At 58.9% G+C, this 23,131-nt stretch carries 23 protein-coding genes; 13 read left to right on the forward strand and 10 right to left on the reverse strand.

What is annotated here, in order from left to right:
• Positions 1–244: 244 nt before the first annotated feature.
• Together ACIF4X_RS05260 and ACIF4X_RS05265 are read left to right on the forward strand one after the other, a co-directional pair.
• Positions 245–745, forward strand: a complete 501-nt coding sequence (locus tag ACIF4X_RS05260) for an Hcp family type VI secretion system effector (RefSeq protein WP_397481245.1) — start codon at positions 245–247, stop codon at positions 743–745.
• Positions 738–1,421, forward strand: coding sequence for a DUF4225 domain-containing protein (locus ACIF4X_RS05265; protein WP_397481246.1), 684 nt, complete (start codon positions 738–740; stop codon positions 1,419–1,421). Before ACIF4X_RS05260 ends, ACIF4X_RS05265 begins: the two co-directional genes overlap by 8 nt.
• Positions 1,422–1,437: 16 nt before the next feature.
• On the opposite strand, the gene ACIF4X_RS05270 is transcribed toward ACIF4X_RS05265, so the two are convergent.
• From ACIF4X_RS05270 to ACIF4X_RS05290, 5 genes are all read right to left on the reverse strand, one after another.
• On the reverse strand, positions 1,438–1,920 hold the full coding sequence (locus tag ACIF4X_RS05270) for a hypothetical protein (protein WP_397481247.1): 483 nt from the start codon (positions 1,918–1,920) through the stop codon (positions 1,438–1,440).
• Positions 1,921–2,130: 210 nt separating this feature from the next.
• Positions 2,131–2,679 carry a cupin domain-containing protein gene (locus ACIF4X_RS05275; RefSeq protein ID WP_007950154.1) on the reverse strand — a complete coding sequence of 183 codons (549 nt, stop codon included), beginning with the start codon at positions 2,677–2,679 and terminating at the stop codon, positions 2,131–2,133.
• A gap of 494 nt (positions 2,680–3,173) precedes the next feature.
• Complete coding sequence (locus ACIF4X_RS05280) at positions 3,174–4,457, reverse strand: NAD(P)/FAD-dependent oxidoreductase (protein ID WP_397481248.1); 1,284 nt, start codon at positions 4,455–4,457, stop codon at positions 3,174–3,176.
• Positions 4,458–4,506: 49 nt separating this feature from the next.
• Positions 4,507–5,997, reverse strand: coding sequence for an aldehyde dehydrogenase (locus tag ACIF4X_RS05285; protein ID WP_397481249.1), 1,491 nt, complete (start codon positions 5,995–5,997; stop codon positions 4,507–4,509).
• 270 nt (positions 5,998–6,267) lie between these two features.
• Positions 6,268–7,644, reverse strand: coding sequence for a glutamine synthetase family protein (locus ACIF4X_RS05290; protein ID WP_007918694.1), 1,377 nt, complete (start codon positions 7,642–7,644; stop codon positions 6,268–6,270).
• A gap of 282 nt (positions 7,645–7,926) precedes the next feature.
• Between ACIF4X_RS05290 and ACIF4X_RS05295 the strand changes: the two genes are divergently transcribed.
• The 5 genes from ACIF4X_RS05295 to ACIF4X_RS05315 all read left to right on the forward strand — a co-directional run bounded on the left by ACIF4X_RS05295 (position 7,927) and on the right by ACIF4X_RS05315 (position 13,269).
• On the forward strand, positions 7,927–8,688 hold the full coding sequence (locus tag ACIF4X_RS05295; protein WP_397481250.1) for a gamma-glutamyl-gamma-aminobutyrate hydrolase family protein: 762 nt from the start codon (positions 7,927–7,929) through the stop codon (positions 8,686–8,688).
• Between the two features lie 368 nt (positions 8,689–9,056).
• Positions 9,057–10,199 carry an ABC transporter ATP-binding protein gene (locus ACIF4X_RS05300; RefSeq protein ID WP_064120849.1) on the forward strand — a complete coding sequence of 381 codons (1,143 nt, stop codon included), beginning with the start codon at positions 9,057–9,059 and terminating at the stop codon, positions 10,197–10,199.
• Between the two features lie 29 nt (positions 10,200–10,228).
• Positions 10,229–11,110: an ABC transporter permease subunit gene (locus ACIF4X_RS05305; protein ID WP_397481379.1), complete on the forward strand. Its 882-nt coding sequence runs from the start codon at positions 10,229–10,231 to the stop codon at positions 11,108–11,110.
• Positions 11,107–11,982, forward strand: coding sequence for an ABC transporter permease subunit (locus ACIF4X_RS05310; protein ID WP_034155531.1), 876 nt, complete (start codon positions 11,107–11,109; stop codon positions 11,980–11,982). Before ACIF4X_RS05305 ends, ACIF4X_RS05310 begins: the two co-directional genes overlap by 4 nt.
• A 189-nt stretch (positions 11,983–12,171) precedes the next feature.
• Positions 12,172–13,269: a polyamine ABC transporter substrate-binding protein gene (locus ACIF4X_RS05315; RefSeq protein ID WP_007919260.1), complete on the forward strand. Its 1,098-nt coding sequence runs from the start codon at positions 12,172–12,174 to the stop codon at positions 13,267–13,269.
• 236 nt (positions 13,270–13,505) lie between these two features.
• Here the strand turns inward: ACIF4X_RS05315 and thpR are convergent, their stop codons facing one another.
• A complete protein-coding gene (gene thpR, locus ACIF4X_RS05320; RefSeq protein WP_397481251.1) occupies positions 13,506–14,027 on the reverse strand; it encodes an RNA 2',3'-cyclic phosphodiesterase in 522 nt (173 codons plus the stop codon).
• A gap of 107 nt (positions 14,028–14,134) precedes the next feature.
• Between thpR and ACIF4X_RS05325 the strand changes: the two genes are divergently transcribed.
• Positions 14,135–14,329 carry a hypothetical protein gene (locus ACIF4X_RS05325; protein WP_397481252.1) on the forward strand — a complete coding sequence of 65 codons (195 nt, stop codon included), beginning with the start codon at positions 14,135–14,137 and terminating at the stop codon, positions 14,327–14,329.
• A gap of 251 nt (positions 14,330–14,580) precedes the next feature.
• Here the strand turns inward: ACIF4X_RS05325 and ACIF4X_RS05330 are convergent, their stop codons facing one another.
• From ACIF4X_RS05330 to ACIF4X_RS05340, 3 genes are read right to left on the reverse strand one after another with little or no spacing between them, the layout of a single operon-like run.
• The gene (locus ACIF4X_RS05330; protein ID WP_397481253.1) at positions 14,581–14,934 is read right to left on the reverse strand and encodes a DUF1428 domain-containing protein; all 354 of its coding nucleotides are present in this window, start codon (positions 14,932–14,934) and stop codon (positions 14,581–14,583) included.
• Positions 14,935–14,936: 2 nt separating this feature from the next.
• Positions 14,937–16,019, reverse strand: a complete 1,083-nt coding sequence (locus tag ACIF4X_RS05335) for a hypothetical protein (protein ID WP_397481254.1) — start codon at positions 16,017–16,019, stop codon at positions 14,937–14,939.
• A gap of 49 nt (positions 16,020–16,068) precedes the next feature.
• A complete protein-coding gene (locus tag ACIF4X_RS05340; RefSeq protein WP_397481255.1) occupies positions 16,069–16,254 on the reverse strand; it encodes a hypothetical protein in 186 nt (61 codons plus the stop codon).
• A 70-nt stretch (positions 16,255–16,324) separates the two neighbouring features.
• On the opposite strand from ACIF4X_RS05340, the gene ACIF4X_RS05345 reads away from it, so the two are divergent.
• Entirely contained in the window at positions 16,325–16,603 is a 279-nt protein-coding gene (locus tag ACIF4X_RS05345; protein ID WP_397481256.1) for a hypothetical protein, read from the forward strand.
• 55 nt (positions 16,604–16,658) lie between these two features.
• On the opposite strand, the gene ACIF4X_RS05350 is transcribed toward ACIF4X_RS05345, so the two are convergent.
• Entirely contained in the window at positions 16,659–16,862 is a 204-nt protein-coding gene (locus ACIF4X_RS05350; RefSeq protein WP_064120858.1) for a hypothetical protein, read from the reverse strand.
• Between the two features lie 243 nt (positions 16,863–17,105).
• On the opposite strand from ACIF4X_RS05350, the gene ACIF4X_RS05355 reads away from it, so the two are divergent.
• The 4 genes from ACIF4X_RS05355 to paoC all read left to right on the forward strand — a co-directional run bounded on the left by ACIF4X_RS05355 (position 17,106) and on the right by paoC (position 22,988).
• Positions 17,106–18,860, forward strand: coding sequence for an L-lactate permease (locus tag ACIF4X_RS05355; RefSeq protein ID WP_397481257.1), 1,755 nt, complete (start codon positions 17,106–17,108; stop codon positions 18,858–18,860).
• Between the two features lie 356 nt (positions 18,861–19,216).
• Positions 19,217–19,840 carry an aldehyde dehydrogenase iron-sulfur subunit PaoA gene (paoA, locus tag ACIF4X_RS05360; RefSeq protein WP_397481258.1) on the forward strand — a complete coding sequence of 208 codons (624 nt, stop codon included), beginning with the start codon at positions 19,217–19,219 and terminating at the stop codon, positions 19,838–19,840.
• On the forward strand, positions 19,837–20,793 hold the full coding sequence (locus ACIF4X_RS05365) for an FAD binding domain-containing protein (RefSeq protein ID WP_397481259.1): 957 nt from the start codon (positions 19,837–19,839) through the stop codon (positions 20,791–20,793). The genes paoA and ACIF4X_RS05365 overlap by 4 nt, the downstream gene beginning before the upstream one ends.
• Positions 20,790–22,988 carry an aldehyde oxidoreductase molybdenum-binding subunit PaoC gene (gene paoC / locus ACIF4X_RS05370; protein ID WP_397481260.1) on the forward strand — a complete coding sequence of 733 codons (2,199 nt, stop codon included), beginning with the start codon at positions 20,790–20,792 and terminating at the stop codon, positions 22,986–22,988. The genes ACIF4X_RS05365 and paoC overlap by 4 nt, the downstream gene beginning before the upstream one ends.
• Positions 22,989–23,131 lie beyond the last annotated feature (143 nt).

Consider the following 23,131-nt stretch of genomic DNA (forward strand, 5'->3'; position numbering starts at 1 on the left):
ATATCTGAAAACTGCGCAGGAAAACACCCCATGTGGCGAGAGAGCTTGCTCCCGCCGGGATACAAAGCGGCCTTAAAATCGGACATAACTTTATTACCACTTCAGAACATTCACTTCCTGACTTCCGCTGTTCCTGTAAGACGCGTCTGAGTTTGAAAACCTCTGAACTTTTCCCTCTCCGTCTTGGGTTTATTTGACAGTTACTCTGCAGGCAAGACCAATCTTTTAATAAAGCAGAGCAGCCATGGCCAATCACAGTTACATGACTATCACCGGAAACCGACAAGGACTGATCTCCGGCGGATGTTCCGACACTAGCTCAATCGGCAACAAATGCCAGTTGGGCCACCTGGATGAAATCATGGTCCTGGCCTACTCACACAACATGACTGCTGGCAATAACGGCAGCGTGGGCGCCGACCGGGGCCAACACCTGCCAATCATGATCACCAAGAACATCGACAAATCCTCCCCTCTCTTGTCCGCCGCACTCCACGAACGCGAAGTGCTGGAATGCACTATCTTCTTCTACCGAACTTCACCGGCCGGTACTCAGGACAAATACTTTAAAATTCAAATCAATGGTGCAAAAGTCGCCCACATCAGTCTCCAGGTCCCTCACGCCATTCATTTGAATGACGCACAGCCACAGGAACTGGTGTCATTCACTTATCGCGAAATCAGTTGGACACATATTCAAGCGGGTACGTGCGGCTACAGCACGTGGGGGAATAATGATGAATGAGGACTCATGCGACATTAACGACGTTACCCGCACCGCGTCAGACTTGGTCGCTTTCGGCTGCCAGATCGGCGCCACGCAGTTGTACGACAGTTTCAGCCAGCTCAAGTTTGGCGAGATTGTGTCGTCTTATGCGAATGAGATTATCCGGGCGGTGGATGAAGGGGTTATTAGTGCGAAGCAAGGGTTGCAGGAACTGAGGGAGGAGTATGCAGAGCTTTCTGCCAAATCCATGTTTTATTTTCAGAATGGGGTGAGCATTGCTTCAGGAACCCTACAAATTCAGGCTGGCGCCTTAGCGATTGGAGCCACCCGAGGTAAAGCTGGCGTTACGGGCATTGCCTTAATCGGGCACGGCGTCAACAACATTTATGAGGGTGTGGGAAACATCTACAACGGCCCTGACAAACCAAGTGTCGTGGGTCCTATCAGGATGGGTTATCAGAAAGTTTTCGGCATCAGAAACGGTAATTTTACCTATTACACAGTAGATCTTTATCTGTCTATTCGAGGCATGATACATCTCGTCCGGAAGCCAGACTCAGTGCAACTTTTCAATAGAGACCCTATAAACTACGAACGGGCCCACAAGCAAATTGGAATACCAACCTTAGCATTCGAAGCTTTAACCGACAGCTTCACACTAAACTCAATTAAAGAATCAAGCCTTGAAAAGTAATCACACAACCAGTCCACTAACGGCGAGAGCGAAACGAACGCTGAAAAAAGCTTAAATAGCAAAACAACCCAAAAAATAACACGAACAGAAGAAACGCTATCACCCAGTACGAAACACCATTAAAAAAATCAAACCCCATCATAAAAGGAACAAAAGCAATGGCCAATACCATAGACAAAAAGATCAGTTCGATTAACACCCATCGTAAATTATAGTGCTTTTTTTCGATCATTTCCCCATCGAGCATATGGCGAAGCGATGGAACAGAAAAAATAAAACCATGCAAAGCAAATAGAACAAAAACAACAAAAAACACTACCCAGACCAGGTCCCCCTCAAGCTCAATAAACTGACCAATACAGTTTAAGACCATTACACTCCAGAAAAAGGAGGAAGCAAGAATTAGACAATAAACACGAAAAAAACACCGAAGATCCTTTAATTGCACAGTCCGCCCCCTCACATAGCTATCGCCTAAAAAATCAAGCTCTACGGACAATCAAAAACGACCTCCGATCAACCACCACGCAATGTAAACATGCCAGAAGAGCCATAACATCCTTAACCTCGCATGATCGCGCACTCATTCAGAACCTTCCTACAAATAAAAACCCTGCACCCTACAAAAATTTCATCCACGCAAAAAAAATCCGAAACCCAATAAAAGGTGTCGGATTTATTCGCAGCGTGCGCCTAATTTATACAGCGATCAGAAGTTAGCCGGCGTATTCGCACTAATAATCTCAGCCTCATCCGCCCCGATATTGCGGAACTTATGCGGCAGCGTCGTCGGAAAGTAATACCCATCCCCCGCATTCAACACGCTCACCGACCCATCCACGGTCAACTCCACCGTGCCACGGGTGACGAGCCCACACTCCTCACCTTCCGCATGCACAATCGGCTCTTCCCCGGAACTCGCGCCCGGTGCGTACTGCTCGCGCAGCAGACGCATCTGGCGACTGGGCACGGAGGCGCCGATCAGAAGCAGGCGCAGGCCGTGGCGGCCGAGGTCGGGTTGTTCGTTGGCGCGGAAGACGTATTGGTGTTCGCGCGGGGGTTGGTCGAAGGTGAAGAAGTCGGCCAAGGACATCGGGATGCCTTCGAGCAGCTTTTTCAGGGAGCTGACGGAGGGGCTGACGCGATTCTGTTCGATCAGGGAGATGGTGGCATTGGTCACGCCGCTACGCCGGGCCAGCTCGCGCTGGGAGAGTTTGTAGCTTTCGCGTACTAGTTTGAGTCGAGAACCCGTATCCATGACTGCCTTATGTGAGAAGTACTTAGGCTCTGCGCGAAAACTGCCTGCGCGACGATCATGCTGCGTTAAAAACAGGCTCGGAATGCTCATGTAGGGCCCTACACTCCGCTTCCTCGCCTGTTTTTGCCTTGCCTGATCGCCGCTCGGCGGTTCTCGCGCAGACCCACGGGTAATGGGGGTGGGTGGCGGGTGCCGCGCGAGGGGCGCGGATCACGTTGCTCCCGTGTCCCGGAACCGTGAAAGGCGGCTATTAAATCACGTTTGCCGGTGTTGCTCAGCAGGTTCGATGGACGGTGGGTGAAATGAACCTGCCGGTGGTAATTCTGGGCTGAATACAAAACCTGTGGGAGCTGGCTTGCCAGCGATTGGGTGGCACATTCAACATCCCTTTTGCTGAAAGACCGCTATCGCTGGCAAGCCAGCTCCCACAGGTTTTGTGGTGTTAGGAGAATAAAAACCGGCGGGGTCTTGGGGACCGCCGCCGGGGAGGTAACTTAGAGGCCGAAGCGGTCGCGCAGTGAGTAGTAGACGGCTCCCAGGGCGGTGAGTGGCGCCGAGAACGTGCGGCCGCCGATCATCGGCATGTGCGGCAACGAGGCGAACGCATCGAAACGTTCAGCGTCGCCACGGATCATTTCCGAGATCAGTTTGCCGGCCAGGTGCGAGCAGGTGACGCCGTGGCCGCTGTAGCCTTGCATGTAGTAGGCGTTCTTTTCGATGCGACCGAATTGCGGCATGCGGGACATGGTCAGCAGGAAGTTGCCGGTCCAGCGGTAGTCGATCTTGACGTCCTTGAGCTGCGGGAAGGTCTTGAGGATCTTCGGGCGGATCAGTTGTTCGATGTCGTCCGGTTCGCGTGCGCCGTAGACCACACCACCGCCGTACAGCAGACGGTTGTCGGCCGTCAGGCGGTAGTAATCCAGCAGGTAGTTGCAGTCTTCGACGCAGTAGTTGTTGGTGATCAGGCTGCGCGCCTGTTTCTCGGTCAAAGGTTCGGTGACGACGATCTGCGAGCCGCACGGCATGCTTTTCGCAGTTACGCGATTATCCAGACCTTGCGGCAGGTAGGCGTTGCCGGCGATCAGAAGGTACTTGGCGCGGACCTGGCCTTTGGCGGTGCGCACGACGTTGGGCTCGCCGTATTTGATTTCCACGGCAGCCGACTGCTCGTAGATTTTGCCACCCAAACGCGTAATCGCCGCTGCTTCGCCGAGGGCCAGGTTCAGAGGGTGAACGTGACCACCCTGCATGTCCAGCAGACCGCCGACGTAAGCATCGGAACCGACTTCGCGACGAATGTCAGCCGCGTCGAGCATCTTCAGATTGCGGTTGCCATAACGTTCCCAGCCGCGCTTCTGCTCAGCCAGGCCGTTGAGTTGCTTTTTGTTCATCGCTGCGAAGATACCGCCCGGGCGGTAGTCGCATTGGATGTCGTATTCCTTGATGCGCGACCGGATGATGTCGGCGCCTTCGAAGATCATGCTGCCGAGAATTTCTGCAGTCTTGTCGCCATAGCGCTCTTCGATCACGTCGACGTCACGGCTGTAGGAGTTGACCAGTTGACCGCCATTGCGACCGCTGGCGCCGTAGCCAACTTTCGCCGCTTCCAGCACCGTCACTTTGTAGCCGGCTTCGGTGAGGAACAGCGCCGAGGACAGGCCGGTGTAACCGGCGCCGATAATGCAGACATCGCACTCGACCGACTCTTCCAGAACCGGAAAGTCGATGACTTCATTGCGAGTGGCGGCGTAGTAGCTGTTTACGTGTTGCTGTTTCATACGTTTCTCCGAGGGCCGCCAATAGAGGGCGACCACCGCTGTAATAGAGTCAGAGCTTGATCCAGGTCGCTTTCAGCTCGGTGTACTTGTCGAACGCGTGCAGCGATTTGTCGCGACCGTTGCCCGACTGTTTGAAGCCACCGAACGGTGCGGTCATGTCGCCGCCGTCGTACTGGTTGACCCAGACGCTGCCGGCACGCAGACCACGGGCGAAGGTGTGCGCCTTGCTCAGGTTGCTGGTCCAGACGCCGGCGGCGAGGCCGAAGATGCTGTCGTTGGCGATCTGCAGGGCTTCTTCCGCAGTGTCGAAGGTGATCAGCGACAGCACTGGGCCAAAAATTTCTTCCTGGGCGATGGTCATTGCGTTGGTCACGCCGTCGAACAGCGCCGGTTGCACATACAGGCCACCGGTTTCTTCGAGGGTGCGTTGGCCGCCGGCAATCAGCTCGGCGCCCTGCTCGCGACCGATGCTGATGTAGCGCAGCACGTTGTCGAGTTGACGCTGATCGACCACGGCGCCGACGGTGGTGGCTGGATCGAGTGAATGACCCGGTTTCCACGCTTGCAGCGCTTCCACCAGCAGCGGAATGAATTGTTCACGGATCGAACGCTCGACCAGCAAACGCGAACCGGCGGTGCACACTTCGCCCTGGTTGAAGGCAATGGCGCCGGCCGCTGCTTGTGCTGCCGCGCGCAAGTCCGGTGCGTCGGCAAACACCACGTTCGGGCTCTTGCCCCCTGCTTCGAGCCAGACGCGTTTCATGTTGCTAAGGCCTGCATAAATCATCAGTTGCTTGGCAATCGCCGTGGAGCCGGTGAAGGCCAGCACGTCAACGTCCATGTGCAACGCCAGCGCCTTGCCGACGGTGTGACCGAAGCCTGGCAGCACGTTGAACACGCCTTTCGGAATGCCGGCATCCAGCGCCAGTTGGGCGATGCGGATCGCGGTCAGCGGCGATTTTTCCGAAGGTTTGAGAATGAACGAGTTGCCCGCTGCCAGTGCTGGGGCGAATTTCCAGCTGGCCATGATCAGCGGAAAATTCCACGGCACGATGGCCGCAACGACGCCCGACGGCTCGCGAGTGACGAGACCGAGTTGATCGTGCGGGGTGGCGGCGACTTCGTCGTAGATCTTGTCGATGGCTTCGGCGCTCCAGCGGATCGCGTTGGCGGTCGCCGGGATGTCGATGCTCATCGAGTCGCTGATCGGTTTACCCATGTCGAGGGTTTCCAGCAGCGCCAGTTCTTCCTGGTTCTGCAGGATCAGATCGGCGAAGCGGATCAGAATGCGCTTGCGCTCGGCCGGGGCTTTTTTCGCCCAGATGCCGGATTCGAAAGACTGGCGCGCGGCTTCAACGGCGAGGTTGGCGTCGGCTTCATCGGTACTGGCCACGGAGGCGAGGAAACGGCCGTCGACGGGGCTCAGGCATTCGAAGGTGTCGCCACTGATGGCCGGGCGGTATTCACCGTTGATGAACGCGCGGGCTTCGATGGTCAGGGACTGGAAGCGTTGTTCCCAGTCGTTGCGGGTCGTTGTCATTGTTGTGGCTCGACAAGGGGGGATTGGGGGTGTTGTCTGGCTGCGATGTCTGGCTTGGGATGGCTGCCCTCACCCTAGCCCTCTCCCGGGGGGAGAGGGGACCGACCGAAGTGTCTCGGGAGATGCACCGACCTGAATGACCGAGTCGAATTTGGATTCGGCAAAAAACGTTCAGGTCGGCGGATTGCCCGAGCATCCCCGGATCAGTCCCCTCTCCCTTTGGGAGAGGGTTAGGGTGAGGGGCTTTTGGCTTTTGGGGGCCTCAGCCAATCACACCGTATGCAGATACCAGTTGTACTCAAGGTCAGAAATCGAGTTCTCGAACTCGGCCAGCTCGCTTTCCTTGCACGCGACAAACACGTCGATGTACATCGGGTCGATGTAGCGAGCCATGACTTCGCTGTCGTCCAGCTCGCGCAGTGCGTCGCGCAGGTTGTTCGGCAGGCTCTGTTCGTTCTGCTCGTAGCTGTTGCCTTCCACCGGGGCGCCCGGCTCGATTTGATTGGTCAGACCGTGGTGAATACCGGCCAGCACCGAAGCCATCAGCAGGTACGGGTTGGCGTCAGCGCCAGCCACGCGATGCTCGATACGCACAGCATCGGCCGAACCGGTTGGCACGCGGACCGCAACGGTGCGGTTGTCGATGCCCCAGCTCGGCGAGTTCGGTACGTAGAACTGCGCGCCGAAGCGGCGGTACGAGTTGACGTTCGGGCAGAGGAACGCCATTTGCGCAGGCAGGGTCTCCAGCACACCGCCGATCGCGTGACGCAGTGCGGCGTTCTGCTCGGGATCCTCGCTGGCGAAGATGTTGTTGCCTTCTTTGTCCAGGATCGAAATGTGCACGTGCAAACCGTTGCCCGCCTGGCCCGGGTACGGCTTGGCCATGAAGGTGGTGTCCATCTCGTGGTCATAGGCGATGTTCTTCACCAGACGCTTGAGCAGGACGGCGTAGTCGCACGCCTTGATCGGGTCGGAGACGTGATGCAGGTTGACTTCGAACTGCGCCGGGGCGCTTTCCTTGACGATCGCGTCAGCCGGGATGCCCTGCTCTTTCGCGCCTTCGAGGATGTCTTGCAGGCAGTCGACGTATTCGTCGAGGTCGTCGATCAGGTACACCTGAGTCGATACCGGTCGCTTGCCGGACACCGGCGAACGTGGCGATTGCGGACGACCGTTCACGTTGTCCTGATCGATCAGATAGAACTCGAGTTCGAACGCCGCGCAGATGGTCAGCCCGAGGTCGTCGAATTTGCGCACGACGTTGGCCAGCACTTCACGCGGGTCAGCGAAGAATGGCTGGCCTTCGATCTCGTGCATGGTCATCAAGAGTTGTGCAGTTGGGCGTTTCTGCCACGGCTCGATGCTCAGGGTGCCGGGGATCGGGTAGCAAATGCGGTCAGCGTCGCCGATGTCCAGACCCAGGCCGGTGCTTTCCACCGTGGAGCCATTGATGTCGAGGGCGAAAAGCGAGGCCGGCAGGTTGATGCCTTTCTCGTAAACCTTATGAAGACTGGTGCGTTCGATGCGCTTGCCGCGCACCACACCGTTCATATCCGCAATCAGAAGGTCGACGTACAAAACCTCAGGATATTTCTTAAGGAATGCGTTTGCTTCGTTGAGTTGAACGGTACGCAGAGGGACCGACATGATGCACCTATTTAGCTGTTAATTATTATGTTCACTGCTGTTTCGCCGAGCCAGTCAACCCGAACGGCAAAGTGAAGTCAATAGCGAACAGATGACCGCCAAAGGTTTATTTTTCGGGCTTTTTTTAACACTCGCGTGCCAATACAGGCGCCAAAGCCCCGAGAACCATGAAGATAGGATGAACGGCGTTTAGAATTTTTTACATGGCAGTTGTTAATTAAAATCAACGAGGCTAAGCTCCGGAAAAGCTCGTTCAAGTGTCAAACTTCGAGGTGAATAAAAATGGCATTCAAGCCATTGATCGGCGTTACAGCGTGCGTCAAACAGATTGGCCTGCACCCCTATCACATCAGCGGCGACAAGTACTTACGTGCTGTCAGCGTTGGCGCTAACGGGTTGCCAGTGGTCATTCCTTCTCTTGGCAACCTGACCGAAATCGAAGACCTGCTCGGTCAACTCGACGGTCTGTTGCTGACCGGCTCACCCTCGAACGTGGAACCCTTCCACTATCAAGGTCCGGCCAGCGAACCCGGCACGGATCACGATCCGGCGCGGGACGCCACTACCCTTCCTTTATTGCGTGCAGCCATCGCGGCGGGCGTTCCGGTCCTCGGCATTTGCCGTGGCTTCCAGGAAATGAACGTGGCGTTCGGCGGCAGCCTGCACCAGAAGGTGCATGAGTTGCCGGGCATGCTCGATCACCGCGAAGCCGACAGCCCGGACGTGGCCGTGCAATACGCACCGGCCCATGCGGTGACCGTGCTCGCTGGCGGCGTGTTCGAAGCGCTGGAGCTGCCGGGCGAGTTCCAGGTCAACTCGATTCACAGCCAGGGCATCGACCGCCTCGCCCCCGGCCTGCGTGCTGAAGCCGTGGCGCCGGACGGTTTGATCGAGGCGATCTCGGTCGAGCACAGCCCGACCTTCGCCCTCGGCGTGCAATGGCACCCGGAATGGCAAGTGCTCGACAACCCGAATTACCTGAAGATTTTCCAGGCATTCGGTGCGGCTTGCCGGCAGCGGGCGGCGCGGCGCAATAAACGCTGACTCACTATAAGAATCCATAACGATTTACTGCCCCCTCGGAGGTCGGGTGTGCCTGCGCACATCCGCCCTTCGTGAACAACACCCGTAATAACAACAAGTACGACCCAGGCAGCCAGGATGGCGGCGCCGACCAAGCCGGATCGGTAAGTGCAATACCTGTCAGAACAATGCAAAACCCTGTGGGAGCTGGCTTGCCAGCGATGAGGCCGTCACCTTCAACATCAAGGGTGACTGCCCCACCGCCATCGCTGGCAAGCCAGCTCCCACAGGATATTGCGGCGATTCGACCGGGGCAGCGCTTACAGGCTTGCAATCCACTTAAGCCCGGCCACATTGGCCAGGCGAACGAAACCTGTTGGGAGTTTCACATGGCAAACGCCTCCAGCACTTACAGGAAGGCACTTGAAGGTCATCAGCAACCGAAAAAGGTGCTGGTGAAAGTCGATCGTGTCACCAAGAAGTTCGACGAAACCGTGGCAGTGGACGATGTGTCCCTGGAGATCCATCAGGGCGAAATCTTCGCCCTGCTCGGTGGCTCCGGTTCGGGCAAATCGACCCTGCTGCGCATGCTCGCCGGTTTCGAGCGCCCGACCGAAGGGCGGATTCTGCTCGACGGCGTGGACATCACCGACATGCCGCCGTACGAGCGGCCGATCAACATGATGTTCCAGTCCTACGCGCTGTTCCCACACATGACCGTTGCGCAGAACATCGCCTTCGGCCTCAAGCAAGACCGTTTGCCTGCCAGCGAAATCGACGCCCGTGTCGATGAAATGCTGCGCCTGGTGCACATGACCCAATACGCCAAACGCCGCCCGCACCAGTTGTCCGGCGGCCAGCGTCAGCGCGTCGCCCTCGCCCGCTCGCTGGCCAAACGTCCGAAGCTGCTACTGCTCGACGAACCGATGGGCGCGCTGGATAAAAAGCTGCGTTCGCAGATGCAACTGGAGCTGGTACAGATCATCGAACGCGTTGGCGTGACCTGCGTGATGGTGACTCACGACCAGGAAGAAGCCATGACCATGGCCGAGCGCATCGCGATCATGCACCTGGGCTGGATCGCCCAGATCGGCAGCCCGGTCGACATCTACGAAGCCCCGGTCAGCCGCATGGTTTGCGAATTCATCGGCAACGTGAACGCCTTTGACGGCACCGTGGTGGAAGACCTTGAAGGTCACGCGATCATCCACAGCCCGGACCTCGAACAGAAGATTTACGTCGGTCACGGCGTCAGCACTTCGGTGCAGGACAAGTCGGTCACCTACGCGATCCGTCCGGAAAAAATGCTTGTCAGCACGACCAAGCCGGAATTCCGCTACAACTGGTCCGAAGGCAAGGTGCATGACATCGCCTACCTCGGCGGCCACTCGGTGTTCTACGTCGAATTGCCCGGCGGCAAAATCGTCCAGTCGTTCATGGCCAACGCCGAACGCCGTGGCGCGCGTCCGACCTGGGACGACAAGGTCTACGTGTGGTGGGAAGACGACAGCGGCGTGGTACTGCGCTCATGAGAACCTTCAATCAGCAATTCCTGCGCCTGGTGCCCAGCGGACGAAAACTGGTGATCGGCATTCCGTTCATCTGGCTGTTCCTGTTCTTCATGCTGCCGTTTTTCCTGGTGATGAAAATCAGCTTCTCGGAAGCTGCGCTGGCGATCCCGCCGTACTCGGAGATCTACACCTACGCCGAACAGAAATTCCAGCTGCTGCTGAACATCGGCAACTACACCCTGCTCGGCGAAGACGAGCTGTATCTGTCGGCCTACCTCGGTTCGCTGAAAGTCGCGGCGCTGAGCACGCTGATGTGTCTGCTGATCGGTTTTCCGATGGCCTACGCAATCACCAAGACCGGCAAGGAAACGCAAAACGTCCTGCTGCTGTTGATCATGATGCCGACCTGGACCGCGATCCTGATCCGCGTTTATGCGTGGATGGGCATCCTCAGCAACAACGGTCTGCTCAACGCGTTTCTGATGTGGACGGGGCTGACCGATCACCCGATCGAGATCCTCAACACCAACACGGCTGTGTATATCGGTGTGGTTTACGCCTACCTGCCGTTCATGGTCTTGCCGCTGTACGCCAACCTCGTCAAGCATGACGGCAGTCTGCTGGAGGCCGCGCAGGATCTGGGTTCGAGCAACTTCAACAACTTCTGGAAAATCACCGTGCCGCTGGCCAAGAACGGCATTATCGCTGGCTGCATGCTGGTGTTCATTCCGGTGGTCGGTGAGTTCGTGATTCCTGAACTGCTGGGTGGCCCGGAGACGCTGATGATCGGTCGCGTGCTGTGGCAAGAGTTCTTCAATAACCGCGACTGGCCGGTGGCGTCTGCGCTGGCGGTGGTGATGCTGTTGATCCTGATTGTGCCGATTCTGCTGTTCAACCGCAGCCAGGCCAAAGAGATGGAGGCACGGGGATGAAACGCTTCGGTTTTTCCAAGTTCATGCTGATCTTCGGTCTGATGTTCATTTATCTGCCGATGCTGATTCTGGTGATCTACTCGTTCAACGCATCCAAACTGGTGACGGTGTGGGGCGGCTGGTCGGTGAAGTGGTACGTCGGCCTGCTCGACAACACGCAACTGATGGGCTCGGTGGTGCGCTCGCTGGAAATCGCCTGCTACACCGCGATTGCCGCTGTAGCGCTGGGCACCCTCGCCGCTTTTGTGCTGACTCGAGTGACGCGTTTCAAGGGGCGCACGCTGTTTGGCGGTCTGGTCACTGCGCCGTTGGTGATGCCTGAGGTGATCACCGGTCTGTCGCTGTTGCTGCTGTTCGTGGCGATGGCGCAGTTGATCGGCTGGCCGCAGGAGCGTGGCATCGTCACGATCTGGATCGCCCACACCACGTTTTGTGCAGCCTATGTGGCGGTGGTAGTCTCCGCCCGCCTGCGCGAGCTGGACCTGTCGATCGAAGAAGCGGCGATGGATCTCGGGGCGAAGCCGTTCAAGGTGTTTTTCCTGATCACCATTCCGATGATCGCCCCTTCGCTGGCAGCGGGCGGCATGATGTCGTTCGCCCTGTCGCTGGATGACCTGGTGTTGGCCAGCTTCGTGTCCGGCCCGGGTTCGACGACCCTGCCGATGGAAGTGTTCTCGGCGGTGCGTCTGGGTGTGAAGCCTGAGATCAACGCCGTGGCGAGTCTGATTCTGCTGGCGGTGTCGCTGGTGACCTTCCTGGTCTGGTACTTCGGCCGCAAGGCAGAAGCCAACCGCAAACGTGCGATTCAGGAAGCGATGGATCAGACCGCGAATGAGTCATGGCAGCAGCCGCAACAAGCCGCCACCGCATAACCCTGTAGGAGCTGCTGCACGCTGCGATCTTTTGATCTTGATGTGAATGAGCAAAAGATCGCAGCCTCGTTTCACTCGACAGCTCCTACACAAATGTAGTCAGCCCCTCGGTCAGTCCCCTCTCCCTCGGGAGAGGGTCAGGGTGAGGGGGCTTTGCGTAATATGAATAAGAAGAATGGAGTTGTACCGATGAAAATGTTTGGCAGGACTCTGCTGACACTGTCCTTAATGGGCGCAATGGTCATGGGCGCCCAGGCCAACGACAAGGTGCTGCGTGTTTACAACTGGTCCGATTACATCGCGCCGGACACCGTCAAGAAGTTCGAAGACGAGACCGGCATCCGCGTGACCTACGACGTTTTCGACAGCAACGAAACCCTTGAGGCGCGTTTGCTGGCGGGCAAATCCGGCTACGACCTGGTCGTGCCGTCGAACAGTTTCCTGGCCAAGCAGATCAAGGCTGGCGTCTATCAGACGCTGGACAAATCGAAGCTGCCGAACTGGAAGAACCTCAACCCGGTGCTGCTGAAAAACGCCGCCGCCAGTGATCCGGACAATGCCCACGCGTTCCCGTACATGTGGGGCTCGATCGGCATCGGCTTCAACCCGGCGAAGGTCAAGGAAGTGCTCGGCGCCAACGCCCCGACCAATTCCTGGGACTTGCTGTTCAAGCCGGAGAACGCTGAAAAGCTGAAAGCCTGCGGTATCAGTTTCCTCGACTCGCCGACCGAAATGATCCCGGCCGCCCTGCACTATCTGGGCTATCCGGTGAACGACAAGGACACCGCGCACATCAAGGAAGCCGAGGCGCTGTTCATGAAGATCCGCCCGAACGTGGCGTACTTCCATTCCTCGAAATACATCTCGGATCTGGCCAACGGCAACATCTGCGTGGCGGTCGGTTACTCCGGTGACGTGCTGCAGGCCAAGGCTCGCGCGGTCGAATCAGGCAACAACGTGGTCATCGACTACAGCATTCCCAAGGAAGGCGCCGGCAGCTTCTACGACATGGTCGCCATCCCGCGCGATGCGGCGAACGTCGATAACGCCTACCTGTTCATGGACTTTCTGATGCGTCCGGACATCATTGCCGAGATCACCAACAGCAACGGCTACAGCAATGCCAACGCGGCGGCCACGCCACTGGTGGATGAAGCGATCCGCAACGATCCTGGCTCGTATCCTTCGCAAGCGGTGATGGCGACGCTGTATGCGGTGCCGGATCAGCCGATTGCCACCCAACGGATCATGACCCGTGGCTGGACCCGGGTGAAACTCGGTAAGTGAGCCGATGATCGTTCCCACGCTCCGCGTGGGAACGCAGTCCGGGACGCTCTGCGTCCCAAAGCGTGACGCGGAGCGTCACAAGAGGCATTCCCACGCAGAGCGTGGGAACGATCAGTGTAAAAATTTCCCGTTCACGCAGCGCCTTACCACCGCTGCACCCTGCTATGAACGGCCTCACCTGGCTCCCTCGGCTCAGGTGAATTCTCAGGCGCCCTCGGGCGCCTTTTTTTGTGCGCTCAAATCAGCGACCAATCTTGCAGAACCCGATAGCGGCCCTTGTGCGATTCGAACAAGGCAAAGCGTTCGGCGCGCAGGTAAAACTCCGGCGGCGCAGCGGATTCCGGTTCCGGCGCCCGGTAATCGCGGGCCAACGTCAGATGCGGGCGAAACTCGCGGGGTGTCTCTTCAAAGCCGAACGGCAACATCGCCTGCTCCAGCGCGTATACCAATCGCAGCAACGCCTGCGGAGCCTGGTCCGGCGCCAGTGACAACACCCCGGCGCGATGCCAGACCTGCAAGCGATCCAGCGAAATTTTCAATGGCTCACCCGGCGTACGCACTTGCCCGGCGGCCTCGCAGACTTCATTGATCTGCGCCAATGGCACAGCGCCAAGAAACAACAGCGTCAGGTGGAAATTGTCCGTCGGCACCGGCTTACCGGTTCGCAACCCCAACTCCCCGCGCCACTGAGCGATCGCCTTGCGTTGCGCCGGCGGGCAATCGAGGGCGAAAAACAGTCGCTTCGCTTCATCGGTCATGGCCCTGGTCCCCTGTCCATCGTTATTCGCTGGATTCTACACAGCCTGATCAGACGACTGGTGACAGGAAGCTATAGTTCAAGGATTGCCATCAACTGGAGGCCGCCATGCGCGAGATCCTCAGCAAAGAACCTTGGTGGGCCCGACCGCCGCAACCCGGGCAGGATGAGAAGGAACTGGAATGGGGCTGGCTGGTGCATTACAGCGAGGGTGAGCCGCGCTTCGAATTTGTCCGCGAACGGCCCACGGACGAACAGATTCGCGAGCGTAAAAGCTGCCGCATCACCCCAACTACCGAGTAAGCACAAACCCTGTGGGCGCTAGCCCTGCCAGCGATTGCGGTGCATCAACCGATGCAGTGTTGGATGTGTTGACGCCATCGCTGGCAAGCCAGCTCCCACAGGTTTCTCGAGTGCTTGCGGTATCTGTGTCCCGCTACAAATACCTGTGGGAGCTGGCTTGCCAGCGATGGCGGTGGGTCAGTCAATAATGTTGTTGAAATTGCCTAAGCCATCGCGAGCAGGCGAAGGCCTATAAGGGATTTGCGGCGGCTTCAGGGCTCAAGGATGTTCTTGAAGCCGCCAAAGATCATCCGTTGGCCGTCAAACCCCATCGGGTTGACGTCCGGCTGCATGCGCGGGTCGTCCATCATTTTGGCCATGCCCGTATCGCGGGTGGCTTTGTCTGGCCAGATCAGCCAGCCGGACGACACCGTCTCGTCTTCCTTGAGTTTGACCGCCATGGGGAATGAAGTGACCTTGCCATCCGGTACGTCATCGCCCCAGCACTGGACCACGTCCTGCGCACCGTATTCCCTGAACAGTTTCGCCGCGATTGCGCAGTGTTTCTTGTACTGCTCAAGGTTGGCAGTCGGCACCGGCGCCACAAAAATATCGATGTAAGCCATGATCACTCTCCTTGCACGTTGGGTTCGATCTGCTGGTTAGTCGATTGCGGAGGCTGCCAATCGACAGGATTCACGCCCAAGCCGACCGACGGCTCATTGCCCCCACCCAGATTGCGCTCGACCTGCCCGGCCATGTGCAGCGTGCCGGCCATGACGCCGGTGGTCGGGTTTTGCACCAGTTTCATCCAGGCCTTGTCGAAGGTGCTGCCCAGGCTGCTGCGGATCAGCGCTTCGCTGTCGGGGCGGTCATTGGCCTGAATGATCGCGCGAATGCCCGCCACACCCACTGAAATCAATCCGCCGGCCAGTTTCCCTGCAGCAGCGGCGACCGCACTGGCAGCGCCACGCGGGGCCATTTCCGCTTCCATCCGTTGACTGGCGCGCTTGGCCACCGGCGCCATGCCGGCATCGGTCGAGGCTATGCCTTTGGCGCCGCCTTCGGTATGGATCTTGTCGATCAACGCGGCGTAGGCCGGCAAGGTGTTCAGCGGCTCGGTACTGATGACCTTAAACAGCGAAGCATCCCGCGCCGGTGGCGGGCCGAGCGCGATGGCGGGGATTTTCTGCAAACGCCCGTTGAGCTGACCAATGGGCACACTATGCCGCTGGGCGATGAGCGGCATTTGCTGCGCCATCAACTGCGCATAGAACGCCGTGGCCTGGCCGAGAATCGCGTCCGGATCGATCTCCACCGCCACCGGCGCCAACACCCTTTCCTGATATTGCTCAAGCAGATACGCCGCCAACCGCTTGGCCGAGGCGTCTTGCTCACCGCCAGCATTGATCGTGTACCAACTGACCTTCATCGACAGCCATTCCTGGGTCCAGTAGCTGCTGAACCACGGAATGAAATTTTCTTCAGTTTGCTGATAGACGCGAGTACGCCAATGTTCCATCGAACCACGGGCGAATACCTTTACTTGCTCGGTGGACTGCTGCGAAGCGCTGACGATTTCGCGGTCGATCTGCTGCCAGGTCTGCGGCGAGACAAACACCGCTTGCGGCACTGCCACCGGCGCTCGCGCCGAAGTGGCGCAGCCGGCCAGCAACAACAGTGCGGCGACGAGCAGCGCACGCGGGTTCACGGTTGAGATTTCCTTTAAATGGGCGGAAGCAGATTTGAGTATAGGTGGGTCAATTGAGCCTGATGTTGGATGTACCGGCCTCATCGCTGGCAAACCAGCTCCCAGAAGGATTTCCAGCGGCCGCAGATTTTGTGATCACCTCATAACCTGTGGGAGCTGGCTTGCCAGCGATGAGGCCATCAGCAGCACCACAAAAACCCCAACCATCACTGCCATCGATATTCACCATCGCCACGATTGCCTTCCGCCCACCGCCCATCAAAGGCACGATTAAGCCATCCGAAACACAACGAGGAGTTCACAGCATGATTCACACCCACGTCACACTCTCCGTAAGTTTCCCGGTGTTCGGCAACAACTATTACGACCAGCACGTCGTATCACACAAGGCTCAGGCACTGGTGTTCAACGAAGATTTCGAAGATCTGCTGATGCCCGCCGCCACCAATCACTTCAGCAACGAAGTGGTCGGCATCAACGATCAGTTCCGTTTTCTGAGCGACATTCTCGCCACCCATTTGCTGGACATCGAGGCCTCCGTGCCTGCGCGATCCAGCGTCCGGGCGAGCGCTCACTTTTCTTAGGCAACAGCGCTAAACAAAGAGGGCGTCCCATCGCGGGACGCCCTCTTGCGTTCAATCAGTCATCATCGCGATCACGGTAGTAGCGACGGCCATCGCGGCGATCATCGCGGTCATCCCAGCGCCGATCATGGTCGTAATTGCGGCCATGGTCGCGGTCGTAATGCCGGCCATGGCGGTGGTCATCATCAAAATCCGCCACACAGCCACCGAGCATTACGGCGGCGGTCACGGTCAGCAGCATCGTTGTAGCGCGCTTCATTCAACACTTCCCTAAAACCAAGGTCTTGACGACGGAGTCGGCGACGCTGCCCACGCCTTCAGGACGCGGTGCGCGCAGCCGCAGATACGACCGGGCAAAACGCCGTTGATTCAGTGGCCACTATCGACCGTTTGTCGCCCTGTCCGCGCCGTCCGAACGGCGGCGAAATGCCACCTATACTCCTTGCAATCAAGCCCGACGCAATGGATCTGCGCCCTCAATAACAACAAGCAGAGGTGGACCATGGTCTGGCAGCAAATCTACGACCCGTTCGGCAACCCGGTGATCTCTACGCTCATGGCCGCCGTACCGGTGGTGGTGATGCTCGCGGCGCTGGCGTTCTTCCACGTCAAGGCGCATCTGGCGGCGCTGCTGGCGCTGGCTTCCGCCCTGCTCATCTCGATTTTTGCCTTCGGCATGCCGGCGAGCATGGCTGGCTCTGCGGCGTTGTTCGGCGCGGCGAATGGCTTGTTGCCGATCGGCTGGATCGTCCTCAACATCATCTTTCTGCATCGCCTGACCACCGAGAACGGCTCGTTCAAAGTGCTGCAGGATTCCCTTGCGCGTATCACCGATGACCGACGCTTGCAGTTGCTGCTGATCGCGTTCTGCTTCGGTGCGTTTTTCGAAGGCGCGGCGGGGTTCGGTACGCCGGTGGCGGTGACCGGGGCAATTCTGATCGGTCTAGGTTTTTCGCCGCTGGCCGCGTCAGGCCTGGCGCTGATCGCCAACACCGCGCCCGTGGCTTTCGGCGCATTGGGCACACCGATCATCACCCTGGCCAAAGTCACCGGGCTGGATGAAATGGAGTTGTCGATGATGGTCGGTCGGCAGTTGCCCTTCTTCTCGGTGCTGGTGCCGTTCTGGCTGATCTGGGCCTTCGCCGGGTGGCGCAAGATGCTCGAGATCTGGCCGGCGATTCTGGTGGCCGGGGTGAGTTTCGCCGTGCCGCAGTTCCTGGTATCGAACTACCACGGACCGATGCTGGTGGACGTCATCGCCGCGCTGATTTCCATGGCTTCTCTGACGCTGTTTCTGAAGGTGTGGAAACCGGCGACCATTCACACCTCGGCAGCGCTTTCAGGACGGGTCGACAACTCCAGGGTCGAAGAAGAAAAAGTCACTGCCAGCGCCGCGTTCAGTGATCAGGCGCGTCCGGCGGTGATGCGTGCATGGATGCCGTGGATCATCCTCACCGTGTTCGTGTTTGCCTGGGGCACTCAGGGCTTCAAGAACATCTTCGATGTGCGCCCGGCGATGGATCCGGTCACGCACTCGGCCAAGCTCGACCCCACGGGCAAACCACTGAATGAAGCCAATCCGATTTTTGCGCCTGCGGTGACCTTCACCACCCTGCACCTGCAGATTGAAAAAGTGCCGCCGGTGGTGGCCGCGCCGAAAGCCGAGGAAGCGGTGTACAAATTCACCTGGTTCACCGCCACCGGCAGCGGGATTTTGCTGGCGGCGATCGTCGGTGGTTTGCTGATGGGCTATTCGATCCCGCAACTGATCAAGCAGTACCTGCGTACGTTGTGGGTGGTGCGGTTTTCGTTGATCACCATTGCGGCGATGCTCGCGCTGGGGTTTCTCACGCGCTATTCAGGGCTCGACGCGACCATGGGTCTGGCGTTTGCGGCGACGGGGATTTTCTATCCGATGTTCGGCACTTTGCTCGGTTGGCTGGGTGTGGCGTTGACTGGTTCGGATACCGCGTCGAACGTGCTGTTTGGCGGCTTGCAGCGGGTCACCTCGGAACAGCTCGGGATCAGCCCGGTCTTGATGGCGGCGGCGAACAGTTCCGGCGGGGTGATGGGTAAAATGGTCGACGCGCAATCGATCGTGGTCGCCTCTACCGCGACACGTTGGTATGGGCATGAGGGGGAGATTCTGCGCTACGTGTTCTTCCACTCGATCGTGCTGGCGATCCTGGTCGGCGGGCTGGTGACGTTGCAGGCGTATGTGGCGCCGTTTACTTCGATGGTGGTGGGCGGGCATTGAGGCTGGATGGTCTGGCCCCATCGCTGGCAAGCCGCCTCCCACAGGGACTCATGCTGTAAACGCGATTTCATTCACACCATGGAAACCTGTGGGAACTGGCTTGCCAGCGATGAGGCCCTGTCATTCAGCACTCATGTTGACCGACTAGACGCCATCGCGAGCAGGCGAAGGCCTACAGGGTTCCGTGTCGTATAAAAGATTAATGAGCCACACGCATAACTCTATAGCGAAAATCCGACAAAACCTTTTCCTCTCTCCAGCAGTCACTCCTTAACGAGACCGGCGATGACGCTGGCTGCCCGCTTGGGCCATCCATGACCCTGCTGCCCTGATGAAGAGAGAAAAGGAATCGAACCATGACGATTTCCCGACGCAGATTTCTGATCCTCGGCGCCGTCACTGCGACGGCGTTCGCAATGCCGCCGTTTATCAGCCTCAAGGCCTACGCCGCCAATCTGGAGAAACCGGCCATGAGTAGAGTGACCATCAACGTCAACGGCAAGCCGCGTGATTTGGACGTCGACACCCGCACCACCCTGCTCGATGCACTGCGCGAACACCTGCACCTGACCGGCAGCAAAAAAGGCTGCGACCACGGCCAGTGCGGTGCCTGCACGGTGATCGCCGATGGCCGACGGATCAATTCCTGCCTGACCCTCGCGGTGATGCACGAAGGCAGCGAGATCACCACCATCGAAGGCCTCGGCATGCCGGACAATCTGCACCCGATGCAGGCCGCGTTCATCAAACACGACGGTTATCAATGCGGCTATTGCACGCCGGGGCAGATCTGCTCGGCGGTGGCGGTGATCAAAGAAATTCGCGACGGCATCCCCAGCCACGTCAGTGAGAGCCTCACCGAGGCGCCGCAGTTGATTGCCCGTGAGTTTCAGGAGCGCATGAGCGGCAATATCTGCCGCTGCGGCGCCTACTCGAACATCATTGAAGCGATCACTGAAGTCGCGGAGGTGCCGGCATGAGACCGTTCAATTACAGCCGCGCCGACTCCCCCGCCGCTGCCGCTGCGCAAGCCGCACAGGTCGAAGGCGCACGCTTCATCGCCGGCGGCACCAACCTGCTGGATTTGATGAAACTCGACATCGAAACGCCGCTGCACCTGATCGACGTCAATCACCTCGGGCTGGACCAGATCGAGGCCACGCCCGAAGGCGGATTGCGCATTGGCGCGCTGGTGCGCAACACCGATCTGGCGGCCGACGCGCGCGTCAGAAAAGATTACGCCTTGCTCACCCGCGCCCTGCTCGCCGGGGCTTCCGGGCAGTTGCGCAACATGGCGAGCACCGCCGGCAACCTGCTGCAACGCACGCGCTGCCCGTACTTCTACGACACCCATCAGGCCTGCAACAAACGCCAACCCGGCAGTGGTTGTGCAGCCATTGCCGGGGTCAGTCGGCAACTGGGGATTATCGGCGTCAGCGACGCGTGCATCGCCACGCACCCGAGTGATATGGCGATTGCCATGCGTGCCCTCGATGCGCAGATTGAAACGGTGAAACCCGACGGCTCGACCCGCAGTATCGCCATGGCCGATTTTCATCAGTTGCCCGGCACCACGCCGAACATCGAAACCAGCCTCACCCCCGGCGAATTCATCACCTCGGTGACACTGCCCGCGCCGCTCGGCGGCACCCACGTTTATCACAAGGTTCGTGATCGCTCGTCCTATGCGTTCGCGCTGGTCTCGGTCGGTCTGATCCTGCAAAAGGACGGCAGCGCTCGCATCGCCGTCGGCGGTATCGCGCCGAAACCATGGCGGGTCGAGGCCGCCGAAGCGCTGCTGCCGAAAGGCGCCAAAGCCGTCAGCGCACGCCTGCTCGACGGCGCCACGCCGACCCACGACAACCAATTCAAACTGACCCTGGTCGAGCGCACACTCGGCTCGGTGTTGGCGCAAGCGAGGGAAAAAGCATGAAATTCGACACGCCCGCCGCCACCAACCCGATCGACCAACTGAAAGTCATCGGCCAACCCACCGACCGTATCGAAGGCCCATTGAAAACCAGCGGTCAGGCGCCGTACGCCTATGAACAACATGAAGCGGTGGCCAATCAGGCTTATGGTTTTATGGTCGGTTCGGCCATCGCCAAGGGGCAGATCAACAACATCGATCTTGACGCAGCCAAAGCCGCTCCGGGTGTGCTGGCCATCGTGACCGCCGCCAACGCCGGCAAGCTCGGCAAGGGCAAATACAACGCCGCGCATCTGTTGGCCGGGCCGGAGATTCAGCACTACCACCAGGCTGTCGCACTGGTAGTCGCCGAGACCTTCGAGCAAGCCCGCGCGGCTGCGCAAATGGTCAAAGTCGACTACGTCGCGGCCAAGGGCGAATTCGATCTGGCCAGCGTGCGCGACCAAGGCGTCGAGCCGAAAGATGAACTGCCCGACGTCAGCCACGGTGATTTCGCCAAGGCCTTCGCCGCCGCACCGGTGCAGTTCGACCAGACCTACACCACGCCGGATCAGTCCCACGCGATGATGGAGCCACACGCCACGCTGGCCGCGTGGAAAGGCGATCAACTGACCCTGTGGACATCGAATCAGATGATTGCCTGGAGCGTCGGCGATATCGCCACGACGCTTGGCCTGCCCAAGGAAAAAGTGCGGCTGATCTCGCCCTACATTGGCGGCGGTTTCGGCGGCAAGTTGTTCATTCGCGCCGATGCAATCCTCGCCGCCCTCGGTGCACGGATGGCCGGCAGACCGGTGAAAGTCGCCCTCGCCCGCCCGCAGATCGCCAACAACACCACCCACCGCCCGGCGACGATTCAGCGCATTCGCATGGGCGCAACGGCGGACGGCAAACTCACCGCGATCGCCCATGAAGGCTGGTCGGGCAATCTGGCGGAGGGCAAAGTCGAGGTCGCGGCGCAACCGAGTCAGTTGCTGTACGCCGCTGAAAATCGCCAGGTCAGCATGCGTCTGGCCCCCCTGAACCTGCCCGAAGGCAACGCCATGCGCGCGCCCGGCGAAACCCCGGGATTGATGGTGCTGGAAATTGCCATGGACGAAATGGCCGAGCAACTCAAGCTTGATCCGGTCCAGTTCCGCATCCTTAACGACACCCAGGTCGACCCGGTGAAAACCGAGCGGCCGTTTTCGCAGCGACGTCTCGTCGAATGCCTGCAAACCGGTGCGGAAAAATTCGGCTGGAGTCAGCGCCATGCGCAACCGGGTTCGCGGCGTGAGGGTCGCTGGCTGATCGGCATGGGTGTCGCGGCGGCGATCCGCAACAACCTGCTGGTCAAGTCGGGCGCGCGGGTGCGGCTGGAGCGTGATGGCAAGGTCACGGTGGAAACCGACATGACCGACATCGGTACCGGCAGTTACACGATCATCGCGCAAACCGCCGCCGAAATGATGGGCGTTGGTTTGAAGGATGTGAGCGTGCATCTGGGCGATTCGAGCTTTCCGGTGTCGGCAGGTTCCGGCGGGCAATTTGGGGCCAATTGCTCGACCGCCGGGGTGTACGCCGCATGCATGAAGCTGCGTGAAGCGGTGGCGGGCAAACTGGGCATGGCGGCGGATCAGGCGGAGTTTGTCGACGGTCAGGTGCGGCTCGGCAGCAAGAGCGTACCGTTGCGCAATGCGGCAGAAGGCGGCGCGCTGGTCGGCGAGGACAGCATCGAGTTCGGTGATCTGGCCGAGAAGTATCAGCAGTCGACGTTTGGTGCGCATTTTGTTGAGGTTGCGGTGGATGCGGCGACTGGTGAAGTGCGAGTCCGCCGCATGTTGGCGGTGTGCGCGGCTGGGCGGATTCTCAACCCGAAAGCGGCGCGCAGCCAGGTGATCGGCGCGATGACCATGGGTGTCGGTGCGGCGCTGATGGAAGAGTTGGCGGTGGACAAGAAGCTGGGCTTTTTCGTCAATCATGATCTGGCGGGGTATGAAGTGCCGGTGCATGCCGACATTCCGCATCAGGAGGTGATTTTCCTCGATGAGACCGATCCGGTGTCTTCGCCGATGAAGGCCAAGGGTGTCGGTGAGTTGGGGATTTGCGGGGTTAGCGCGGCGGTGGCGAATGCGATTTACAACGCTACGGGGGCGAGAGTGCGGGAGTATCCGATCACCCTCGATAAAATCCTCTCTTCACTGCCGGAGATGATCTAAACGCCTGAAAAGAGCCCCTCACCCTAGCCCTCTCCCTGAGGGAGAGGGGACTGATCCGGGGATATTGGAGAGTTTCACCGACCTGAAAGTCCTGCTGTGAATCCATAATCGACACAGCCATTTCAGGTCGATGCATGACGCAA

This window comes from Pseudomonas sp. NPDC085632 (genome assembly GCF_044541255.1).
Taxonomy (GTDB): domain Bacteria; phylum Pseudomonadota; class Gammaproteobacteria; order Pseudomonadales; family Pseudomonadaceae; genus Aquipseudomonas.

Bases quoted from the DNA above. Each gene is read 5' to 3' on its own strand.
- ACIF4X_RS05260 (WP_397481245.1), top strand. From the start codon at position 245: ATGGCCAATCACAGTTACATGACTATCACCGGAAACCGACAAGGACTG.
- ACIF4X_RS05265 (WP_397481246.1), top strand. From the start codon at position 738: ATGAATGAGGACTCATGCGACATTAACGACGTTACCCGCACCGCGTCA.
- ACIF4X_RS05275 (WP_007950154.1), bottom strand. From the start codon at position 2,679: ATGGATACGGGTTCTCGACTCAAACTAGTACGCGAAAGCTACAAACTC.
- ACIF4X_RS05280 (WP_397481248.1), bottom strand. From the start codon at position 4,457: ATGAAACAGCAACACGTAAACAGCTACTACGCCGCCACTCGCAATGAA.
- ACIF4X_RS05285 (WP_397481249.1), bottom strand. From the start codon at position 5,997: ATGACAACGACCCGCAACGACTGGGAACAACGCTTCCAGTCCCTGACC.
- ACIF4X_RS05290 (WP_007918694.1), bottom strand. From the start codon at position 7,644: ATGTCGGTCCCTCTGCGTACCGTTCAACTCAACGAAGCAAACGCATTC.
- ACIF4X_RS05295 (WP_397481250.1), top strand. From the start codon at position 7,927: ATGGCATTCAAGCCATTGATCGGCGTTACAGCGTGCGTCAAACAGATT.
- ACIF4X_RS05300 (WP_064120849.1), top strand. From the start codon at position 9,057: ATGGCAAACGCCTCCAGCACTTACAGGAAGGCACTTGAAGGTCATCAG.
- ACIF4X_RS05310 (WP_034155531.1), top strand. From the start codon at position 11,107: ATGAAACGCTTCGGTTTTTCCAAGTTCATGCTGATCTTCGGTCTGATG.
- ACIF4X_RS05315 (WP_007919260.1), top strand. From the start codon at position 12,172: ATGAAAATGTTTGGCAGGACTCTGCTGACACTGTCCTTAATGGGCGCA.
- thpR (WP_397481251.1), bottom strand. From the start codon at position 14,027: ATGACCGATGAAGCGAAGCGACTGTTTTTCGCCCTCGATTGCCCGCCG.
- ACIF4X_RS05325 (WP_397481252.1), top strand. From the start codon at position 14,135: ATGCGCGAGATCCTCAGCAAAGAACCTTGGTGGGCCCGACCGCCGCAA.
- ACIF4X_RS05330 (WP_397481253.1), bottom strand. From the start codon at position 14,934: ATGGCTTACATCGATATTTTTGTGGCGCCGGTGCCGACTGCCAACCTT.
- ACIF4X_RS05345 (WP_397481256.1), top strand. From the start codon at position 16,325: ATGATTCACACCCACGTCACACTCTCCGTAAGTTTCCCGGTGTTCGGC.
- ACIF4X_RS05350 (WP_064120858.1), bottom strand. From the start codon at position 16,862: ATGAAGCGCGCTACAACGATGCTGCTGACCGTGACCGCCGCCGTAATG.
- ACIF4X_RS05355 (WP_397481257.1), top strand. From the start codon at position 17,106: ATGGTCTGGCAGCAAATCTACGACCCGTTCGGCAACCCGGTGATCTCT.
- paoA (WP_397481258.1), top strand. From the start codon at position 19,217: ATGACGATTTCCCGACGCAGATTTCTGATCCTCGGCGCCGTCACTGCG.
- ACIF4X_RS05365 (WP_397481259.1), top strand. From the start codon at position 19,837: ATGAGACCGTTCAATTACAGCCGCGCCGACTCCCCCGCCGCTGCCGCT.
- paoC (WP_397481260.1), top strand. From the start codon at position 20,790: ATGAAATTCGACACGCCCGCCGCCACCAACCCGATCGACCAACTGAAA.